The 8,602-nt window shown below is 57.0% G+C and carries 6 protein-coding genes; 1 reads left to right on the top strand and 5 read right to left on the bottom strand.

Annotated elements, in window-relative coordinates:
- Positions 1-108: 108 nt before the first annotated feature.
- The 5 genes from mioC to ravA form a co-directional block, all read right to left on the bottom strand.
- Positions 109-549 carry an FMN-binding protein MioC gene (gene mioC, locus AC6I8B_RS19255; protein WP_010258855.1) on the bottom strand — a complete coding sequence of 147 codons (441 nt, stop codon included), beginning with the start codon at positions 547-549 and terminating at the stop codon, positions 109-111.
- 155 nt (positions 550-704) lie between these two features.
- A complete protein-coding gene (gene asnC, locus AC6I8B_RS19250; protein ID WP_003849496.1) occupies positions 705-1,166 on the bottom strand; it encodes a transcriptional regulator AsnC in 462 nt (153 codons plus the stop codon).
- 103 nt (positions 1,167-1,269) lie between these two features.
- On the bottom strand, positions 1,270-3,408 hold the full coding sequence (ovoA, locus tag AC6I8B_RS19245) for a 5-histidylcysteine sulfoxide synthase (RefSeq protein ID WP_497817543.1): 2,139 nt from the start codon (positions 3,406-3,408) through the stop codon (positions 1,270-1,272).
- Positions 3,409-3,479: 71 nt separating this feature from the next.
- On the bottom strand, positions 3,480-4,940 hold the full coding sequence (viaA, locus tag AC6I8B_RS19240; RefSeq protein WP_497817542.1) for an ATPase RavA stimulator ViaA: 1,461 nt from the start codon (positions 4,938-4,940) through the stop codon (positions 3,480-3,482).
- Positions 4,937-6,433, bottom strand: a complete 1,497-nt coding sequence (ravA, locus tag AC6I8B_RS19235) for an ATPase RavA (RefSeq protein ID WP_010258850.1) — start codon at positions 6,431-6,433, stop codon at positions 4,937-4,939. The genes viaA and ravA overlap by 4 nt, the downstream gene beginning before the upstream one ends.
- A gap of 291 nt (positions 6,434-6,724) precedes the next feature.
- Here ravA and kup point away from each other — a divergent pair, with 291 nt between their 5' ends.
- Entirely contained in the window at positions 6,725-8,593 is a 1,869-nt protein-coding gene (gene kup, locus AC6I8B_RS19230; RefSeq protein ID WP_010258849.1) for a low affinity potassium transporter Kup, read from the top strand.
- Positions 8,594-8,602 lie beyond the last annotated feature (9 nt).

Below are 8,602 nucleotides of genomic sequence, written 5' to 3'. Positions count from 1 at the left end.
TTATACGCAGAAAAAGAGGGTAGTTATCCACAAAATAAACGAGCGGAAAAGGATAAAATCAGCATCTTCCACTGGGGATCGTCACTATTTCGCGATCCCCAGCCCCCTTCAGATCGCCTTTTTCCAGCTTTCCAGCCAGGCTTCTGCGGGATCTTCAGGGATCTCATGCTCCAGCACATCAATCTCCAGACGATCGCCGATCTGGCGGGCACCCTGAGCAATTAACAGGGCTTCAATCTGGCGGATCGCGCCACAAAAGAGATCATATTCATGATTGCCGAGTCCGATGGCACCAAACCGGACCTGCGAGAGATCGGGCTGGCTTTCCGTGATGGCTTCGAACAGCGGCAGCAGGTTATCGGGAATATCGCCTGCACCGTGAGTTGAACAGACCACCAGCCAGATACCCTCATGTGGCACTTCATCCAGCTCCGGGCCATGCAGCATCTGCGTTGAGAAGCCCGCTTCCTGTAATTTTTCTTCCAGATGTTCAGCCACATACTCTGCGCTACCCAGAGTACTGCCACTGATTAAGGTGATATCGGCCATCTTGCTCTCCCGGACATTAAGGCGAGCATTGTACGCTGTGATCAAGCGGTGATCCACCTGTGGACAACAGGGTTAATAGATTAAGAGAAGCGAACGCAGCCGTTGCCAGCCGCCACATTCGTCAGGGATAAGATTATGCACAAGGCGGAGAAGGATCAGGGCTTGATAGTGCGCATGATCGGGTTTTGCAGCGAGATCAGCGTTTCCGTCGACTGAATTTCATCTATGGTCTGGATCTTGTTGATCAGCACCTGTTGCAGGGCATCAATGGATCGGCACATCACCTTAATAAAGATGCTGTAGTGGCCGGTGGTGTACCAGGCTTCAACCACTTCATCCAGCGCATCCAGTTTGCTCAGCGCCGCCGGATAGTCACGCGCGCTCTTAAGGATAATGCCGATAAAACAGCAGACATCAAACCCCAGCTGGCGCGGATCGATATCAACCCGGGTGCCCAGGATAATGCCCGCCTGCTTCATCTTCTCCACGCGGACATGAATGGTGCCGGGGCTGACGTTAAACTGTTTTGCCAGCTCGGCGTAAGCAGTGCGCGCATTGTCGAGCAGGGCATTCAGAATGCCGCGATCCAGGTTATCGAGCTGCAGATGTTCGGCCATGGCCATCCTCGTTATTGGTCTGCTTAAGTAAACAAGGATGAATGTGCAGCAAAATAGTGGTTCAGGCAACTCCCGGCAGCGACGGGCGTCGCTGCCGGTTCACTTAGCGTTTGCGCCAGACGGTGACCTGCGCCAGCGTATGCTGGAACTTGCGGGCCGTTTCGCGGATCACAAACGGTTTATCCTGCGGTTCATCGACCAGGTCGAAGTCGGCAGCCAGCAGACGTTGCAGTGCCTGCAGCGTCGTCAGTGCCTCACCGTTTTCACGCACGCCGCCCAGCCAGTTCTCCTTCGGCGTGAAATCCTCCAGCCAGGTATAGGGCGAGGATAGCACCAGAATGCCGCCCTGACGCAGCATCGGCGTGACATCCCGCAGGAAGCGTGCGGGCTGACGCAGGCGATCGATCAGGTTGGATGCAAGTACCAGATCGTAACGGGCGGGTTGCGGCTTAAGGTTACAGGCGTCGCCCTGAACAAACTGAATCCGCTGCGCCAGTTCGCTCTCCAGCGCGAAATCTTTCAGGCGAACCTGGCGATACTCCACCAGATCGCCTTCCTGTGGCAGGAGATAACGGAAGTCTTCGCCGCTGGCCAGCTGAAGCGCCACATCGATGAAGCGCGCCGAGTAGTCCATGCCGGTGACACGTTCAAAGTGGCGGGCCAGTTCAAAACTGGCGCGTCCGGTGGCACAGCCGATATCCAGTGCCTCGCCGCGTGCTGTGGTGTAGTTCAGCGCCAGGTTTACCAGGCTTTCTGCATAGTTATCCACCCCGAAATAGCGCGGGCCATACTGGAAGTCGAGGTATTGCGACACCATGGCGTCAGATTCATACGGGTTCAGCGCCATGGTTTCCTGATGGCTGGAAACCACGTAGCGGAAACCGGCATGCTGGAAGAAGTGGCGGCGGAACGCATAGCGTGCCGATTTCAGCGCTTCGTTGCCGGTCGATATCCAGCTACCGCCTTTGATCAGCGAATGTTTACCATCAAAGGTCGGGGTAGAGAAATCATCGTAAAGCGGGTGGACTTTAAAACCTTCAAAGCCGTTGGTCGGCGTGGTCGTCCACTGCCAGACGTTACCGACGATATCGAAGAAGTCACCCTGGGCGAAGAGATCGACCGGTGAAGAGGAAGCCCAGTACGCCAGGTTAATGTTACCCGGTGCCCGATCCCAATCCGGCTGATCGCCCGCGACCTGTTCGCGCAGCTGAGCCCACTCCGCCTCACAGGGAAGCTGAACGCTCATACCCGTCTGATCCGCTTTCCAGCGGCAGAAGGCCGCCGCTTCCAGCTGGTTAACCTCGGCAGGCCAGTCCCACGGCATCGCGACTTCTTCACACATCAGACGCAGTTTAAGCTGATCGGGCATCGCAGGCGTGCCGACCCAGAAGGTGGGCATCTCCGCTTTAGCAAACTGACACCAGCCCCAGCCTTCGTCATCCCACCAGCGAGCGTCCTGATAACCCCCCGCCTCAACGAAGGCCAGGAATTCCGCGTTGCTGACCAGCATTTTGCTCGCCTGGAACGGCTGCAGCGCGATCTGCTGGCGGCCATATTCGACATCCCAGCCATAGGTATCGTCGGTTTTACCCAACGTGACGGTGCCGCCGGGCATCGGCAGCAGGGAATTGGCCGGAACAGCCTCGCGCTGGTGGCGCGCCATCGGGCAGACCGGCCACGCAGGCTGGGGTTTCACCCACCCGACCGGTAACTGGCGTATCAGTACGCTGGACGTTTCCAGATGAATACGCTCATGCTCAATGCCCATCAGGATCACCCAGGCCGGACTCTCCCAGGTGATCGGCAGAGTCAGCGGCAGGGTCTGGATCAGATCGCTGACCAGCGCTTTAACGCGCCTGCGGTATTCGCGGACTTCTTCGACAGTGGGCCAGTCATAGTGGCTGTCGTTGAGATCGTCCCAGCTCATCTCATCCACACCAATCGCCATCATCGCTTCGATACGATCGTCCAGACGCGCGTCGATAAGGCGTCCGGCCATCAGCTTATTAATGTAGAAGGTAGCGGTGTGGCCAAAATAGAAGATTAAAGGATGGCGCAGTGGAATGGCTTTGGTAAACCAGGCCTGGGAATCGGCCAGACAGGTAAACAGACTTTCATACTGTTCCCAGGTCTGGTGGAAATAGGCCAGCAATTCGGCACGTTTTTGTTCAATGTTATGGCCGGAGAGCAGTAGCGTTCGCGTCGGCGCAGGCAGATCGCGATGAGGTTGAGCAAGCGTCACAGGAAGCTCCAGATTGCTGAGTAAGTGAAACGGTAATTTACTATAGCAAATATGCATTTCTGCCCGATGACTTAACGCCGCCAGTGACGCAGCAGACGGCTTTTCATGCCGGTATCGAAACGCCAGATATGGTCGAAGATGCGCAGAATGCCTGGTTTCCCGTGGGCCGACATAGCCACGGCGTGAAAACGTTGCTGATTATTTCGCTGACGCGTTTTAATGGTCCCGATCACCTCTTCCGGCAGACGCTGGGCAATAAAATCGGAGACGATCACCGCATCGGCTTCCTGCCACAGTGCACCTTCCATCCGGGTCACAACGGAAGAGAGGCAGGCTGCCAGATCGGTGCCGCCGCGAAAGCGCTGACTGAGAAAGCGAATCGCCTGTTCCAGCCCATCATCACCGGTCAGTTCATAGCCGATCACCTCATGCGCAAACAGCATGATGTAGCAGTGACGGCGATCGGCCAGCGCGACTTTCAGCAGCGCCAGACAAAACGCTTTGGCGCAGCGCTCATTGAAGCCACCCATCGAACCCGAGGTATCGACGCAGACGATGAAAGGCCCGCGTGGCTGCTCTTCATGCTGCTGGTGGCTGGCCGGACGCATCGTGACCTTTTCATGCCAGGCATCGCCCTGCAGCTTGTAGGTCAGCAGCCGTTTCTCTACCAGCCGCCGGTAAAACTCCAGCTCCAGTTCACTGATACTCAGCGCAGCTAACTCCGGCGGCAGCAGACGCAGCACGTCATCGCTCTGGTGAATGCCGCTGACCTCCTCCGGCACGGCCGCAGGTTCCTGCACCATATGGTGAAAGGCCTCCATAGGGGCATCCTGCGACGGCACCGATTTTGCCTCGCGGCTGCGACCCAGCTGCTGGGCCAGTTTCAGCAGTTCCGGCTGCTGCGCCAGAAAGTCGCCATATTGCAGCATCAGCTGATAGTCGCCAGGCTGCAGTGACGCTTTGCTCATGTCCCACAGCCGGCCAGCGGCGGCTTCGTCATCGTCGCCGAGAATCGGTGCCAGCTGACCGCTCAGCGCCATACGCTGCTGCAGTTCCGCCAGCAGGCGTTCGCGCTGCTGCTCCAGCAACGTCTGATTCAGCGTCAGGGTCTGTAAGGTCAGGCTCAGCCGCCAGCGCTGTAGAAAAAGCTGGTGCTGCGCGCTGCTGAGATGGCTGATATCGGTGTGCTGCAGCAGCCGGTTGGCTTCATCCAGAAAAGGGGAAGGCAGGCTTTCAAGCGCCTGAAGCGTGGCATTCAGCTGGTGGCTGAATTCACGATCGCTGAGGAGTTGTACCCGCTGGAACAGCTGAAACTCTTCGGCCAGCGTGGCCGGAACCGGCGTGGCTTTGAGCTCAGCGTTGATCTCCGCTCGCCAGCGTGGCACATCGCGCAACAGCGCTTTTTTCAGCCCGGGAAACTTTTCAAAAAACAGCGCCAGCTGTGGAGACGCCAGCAGGGCAATAATCAGCTCTTCAATCAGTTCGGTTTCACCCACGGAGAGCAGTGTGCTGAGCGTCTCCAGTGGGATCATTTACGCGCCTGTTTCAACTGTTCCGCCACATCCTGCAGGCTGGTTTCAACGCGCGCCAGCCAGTCATCACTGATAAACAGGCAGCGCTGATGCTGGCTGAACAGATGACGCTGCGACCGCAGTTCACTCTCCAGTGCATCCAGCGCTTCGGTGATCTCACCGGGCAGCGGCTCGCTGTTGCTGACGCCAGGCAGTGTCAGACGCGACGATTGCAGGCTGACATCACGGATAGCCAGGCAGTGCTGCGCATCTACCTGTAAATCCAGACTCTGCGCAAAGCCAATTCCATTGAGCTTGCCGCGAACCTCGCCCCCTTTCTGCAGCCACTGATTCAGTGCATCACGCGCGATAACCAGATGTGTCACCTGCATGTCATGCAGCATCAGCGGCTTTTGCAGCATCAGCGTCAGTTGCTCATCAGTGAAGCTTTCCGGCAGATCGTAATGGGGTTTGCGACTGAACATCCCACTGTGTTTTTCCAGGGTGATCGCCTGTGCGATGCTCTGTTGCTGCTGCAGAGCCATGCGACGCGCTTTTATCTGATGCAGTTTCAGCAGCATCGGCTGCTGCTGCCAGGCGTGCTGTGTCATCAGCTGATCGATTTCGCGCTCCAGCAGCTGCATGGACGCGACGTCGTGCCAGAGGCAATCTTTCAGCAGGATCAGGTCTATCGGCGCAATGGCGCTGCGGCCACTGTAAAAGGCACTGGCCTGCAGCAGATGAATAGCTTTTTTCCAGCGACGATCGGAAATATAGGGCGCGGCGGGCTGGCTTTCCAGTTGCTGGCGCAGCTGATAAATCAGCTCGAACACCGCATCCGGGAGGCTGACCTGACTGATGCCGAGCTGCCACTGCGCATACTCCTCATCACTGATGCGCAGGGATTCCGCGACCGGATTGGTGTGCTCATCCTGCTGATGGGTCAGCATGCTGCGAAAGTTCTGCTTCTCATGCACATTATCCAGCCACAGTCGGATTAGCATCCGATCATAGAGCGCTTCAAGGCCGCTGTCCGCTTCCGGCATTTCATTAGAGGCGGTGACCAGCAGACGCATCGGAATGGCCTCTTCGCTGTCGCCATTGCGGAAGCGGCGTTCGTTGATAGCGGTCAGCAGGGTATTCAGAATCGCCGGGCCGGCTTTCCAGATCTCATCCAGAAAAACAATCTCCGCGTCGGGCAGATAACCTTTAGTAAGGCGCTGATAGCGCCCTTCATCCTTCAGTGCCTGAATAGATAGCGGGCCAAACACCTCTTCCGGTGTGGAGAAACGGGTCATCAGATATTCAAAGGCGCGGGCGTGCTGAAAGGCATATTTCAGGCGGCGGGCAATCAGGCTCTTGGCGATGCCGGGCGGTCCCAGCAGGAATACGCTTTCACCGCTCAGCGCTGCCAGCAGGCAAAGGCGGATGGCATGATGTCGCTCATACAATCCTTTTTCTAACGCATTGCTAAGGCGAGAAATTCTTTCTGCCAAAAGATGGGGTTGAGCCATAATCACTTCAATGTCCTTACGATCGTCGGGCCGCCGCGCTTCAGCAAGCGCCTTACTCTATAGATCATCATGCGTGAAAGCGTTGATAGCTGTCAGCTTTTTTGTTTCATAAGGTTTGCCTGCTTTGAAAGCGGCGCTGATTAACGCTTTAATGCCTGAAACCACTCCGTTACCCTGGCAGACAGGCGAAGCGGGTATAGGAATTTTCGGCAAACCGTGCATACTGTGCGCTTTTTGATGGCCTGAGCGAGGGGTTGTTGCGCCTCTTAGACTCCAACAAAAGATAACTCTATGAGCTCGGATAATAAGCAGTCACTTCGCGGATTAACGCTGGCCGCTATTGGTGTTGTTTACGGGGATATCGGCACCAGTCCGCTGTATACCTTGCGTGAATGTCTCTCCGGACAGTTCGGCTTCGGCGTTGAGCGGGAAGCGGTGTTTGGCTTTTTGTCGCTGATTTTCTGGCTGCTGGTGCTGGTGGTATCACTGAAGTACATCAGTTATGTGATGCGCGCCGACAATGCCGGTGAAGGCGGTATTCTGACACTGATGTCGCTGGCGGGCCGCCATACGGGTGCACGCGCCACGGCAGTGCTGGTGATCATGGGCCTGATTGGCGGCAGCTTCTTCTATGGGGAAGTGGTGATCACGCCGGCCATTTCGGTGATGTCAGCCATTGAAGGTCTGGAGATTGCCGCGCCGTCGCTGGATCCCTTTATTGTGCCGATGTCGATTGCGGTGCTGACGCTGCTGTTTGCGATTCAGAAACATGGCACCGGCATGGTGGGCAAACTTTTCGCGCCGGTGATGCTGGTGTGGTTCCTGGTGCTGGCGATCCTGGGGGTCAGCGGCATCATGAAAAACCCGGAAGTGCTGCATGCGCTGAATCCTGCCTACGCGGTCGAGTTCTTCCTGCACTATAAATCTGTCTCATTCTTCGCGCTTGGCGCGGTGGTACTGGCGATTACCGGGGTTGAAGCGCTGTATGCCGATATGGGTCACTTCGGTAAAGTGCCGATCCGACTGGCCTGGTTCTCGGTGGTGCTGCCGTCGCTGGTCCTGAACTACTTTGGTCAGGGCGCCCTGTTACTCAGCGATCCCAAAGCGATTAAAAATCCCTTCTTCCTGCTGGCGCCGGACTGGGCGCTGATCCCGATGCTGATTCTGGCGACGCTGGCCACGGTGATTGCCTCGCAGGCGGTGATCTCCGGCGTCTTCTCGCTGACGCGTCAGGCGGTGCGACTGGGTTATCTGCCGGGGATGCGTATCATCCACACCTCTGAGCGCGAATCGGGCCAGATCTATATTCCGGTGATTAACTGGGTACTCTACTTCGCCGTGCTGATTGTGATTATCAGCTTTGAGCATTCAAGTAATCTGGCTGCGGCCTACGGTATCGCCGTCACCGGCACCATGGTGCTGACCGCGATGCTCTCCTGTACCGTGGCGGTTAAAAACTGGCACTGGAATAAGCTGGCGGTTGCCGTCATCCTGGTACTGATGCTCTGTATCGATGTGCCGCTGTTTACCGCCAACCTGGTGAAAATCTTCTCCGGTGGCTGGCTGCCGCTCTGTCTCGGCCTGGTGATGTTTATCATTATGACGACGTGGAAAAGCGAACGTTTCCGCCTGCTGCGCCGCATGCACGAGCATGGCAACTCTCTGGAGGCGATGATCGCGTCACTGGAGAAATCGCCGCCGGTTCGCGTGCCGGGCACGGCGGTCTATATGTCGCGTGCGCTGAATGTGATTCCGTTTGCCATGCTGCATAACCTTAAGCACAACAAAGTGTTGCATGAGCGGGTGGTGCTGCTGACGTTGCGGACAGAAGATGCGCCTTACGTGCACAACGTGCGTCGCGTGACGATTGAGCAGCTGTCACCCACCTTCTGGCGGGTGGTGGCCAGCTACGGCTGGCGCGAAACGCCAAACGTCGAGGAGATTTTCCACCGCTGCGGGCTGGAAGGGCTCAACTGCCGCATGATGGAGACATCGTTCTTCATGTCGCATGAGTCGCTGATTATCGGCAAACGGCCGTGGTATCTGCGCCTGCGTGGCAAACTCTTCCTGGCGCTGCAGCGCAATGCGCTCCGTGCGCCAGACCAGTTTGAGATCCCGCCAAACCGGGTGATTGAGCTGGGCACCCAGGTCGAGATTTGATCTGCAGCG

The organism is Pantoea sp. X-Soil-ISGK-285 (assembly GCF_059730815.1).
This window is presented reverse-complemented; position numbering and strand designations above follow the sequence as displayed.

Bases quoted from the DNA above. Each gene is read 5' to 3' on its own strand.
- mioC (WP_010258855.1), bottom strand. From the start codon at position 549: ATGGCCGATATCACCTTAATCAGTGGCAGTACTCTGGGTAGCGCAGAG.
- viaA (WP_497817542.1), bottom strand. From the start codon at position 4,940: ATGATCCCACTGGAGACGCTCAGCACACTGCTCTCCGTGGGTGAAACC.
- kup (WP_010258849.1), top strand. From the start codon at position 6,725: ATGAGCTCGGATAATAAGCAGTCACTTCGCGGATTAACGCTGGCCGCT.
- asnC (WP_003849496.1), bottom strand. From the start codon at position 1,166: ATGGCCGAACATCTGCAGCTCGATAACCTGGATCGCGGCATTCTGAAT.
- ravA (WP_010258850.1), bottom strand. From the start codon at position 6,433: ATGGCTCAACCCCATCTTTTGGCAGAAAGAATTTCTCGCCTTAGCAAT.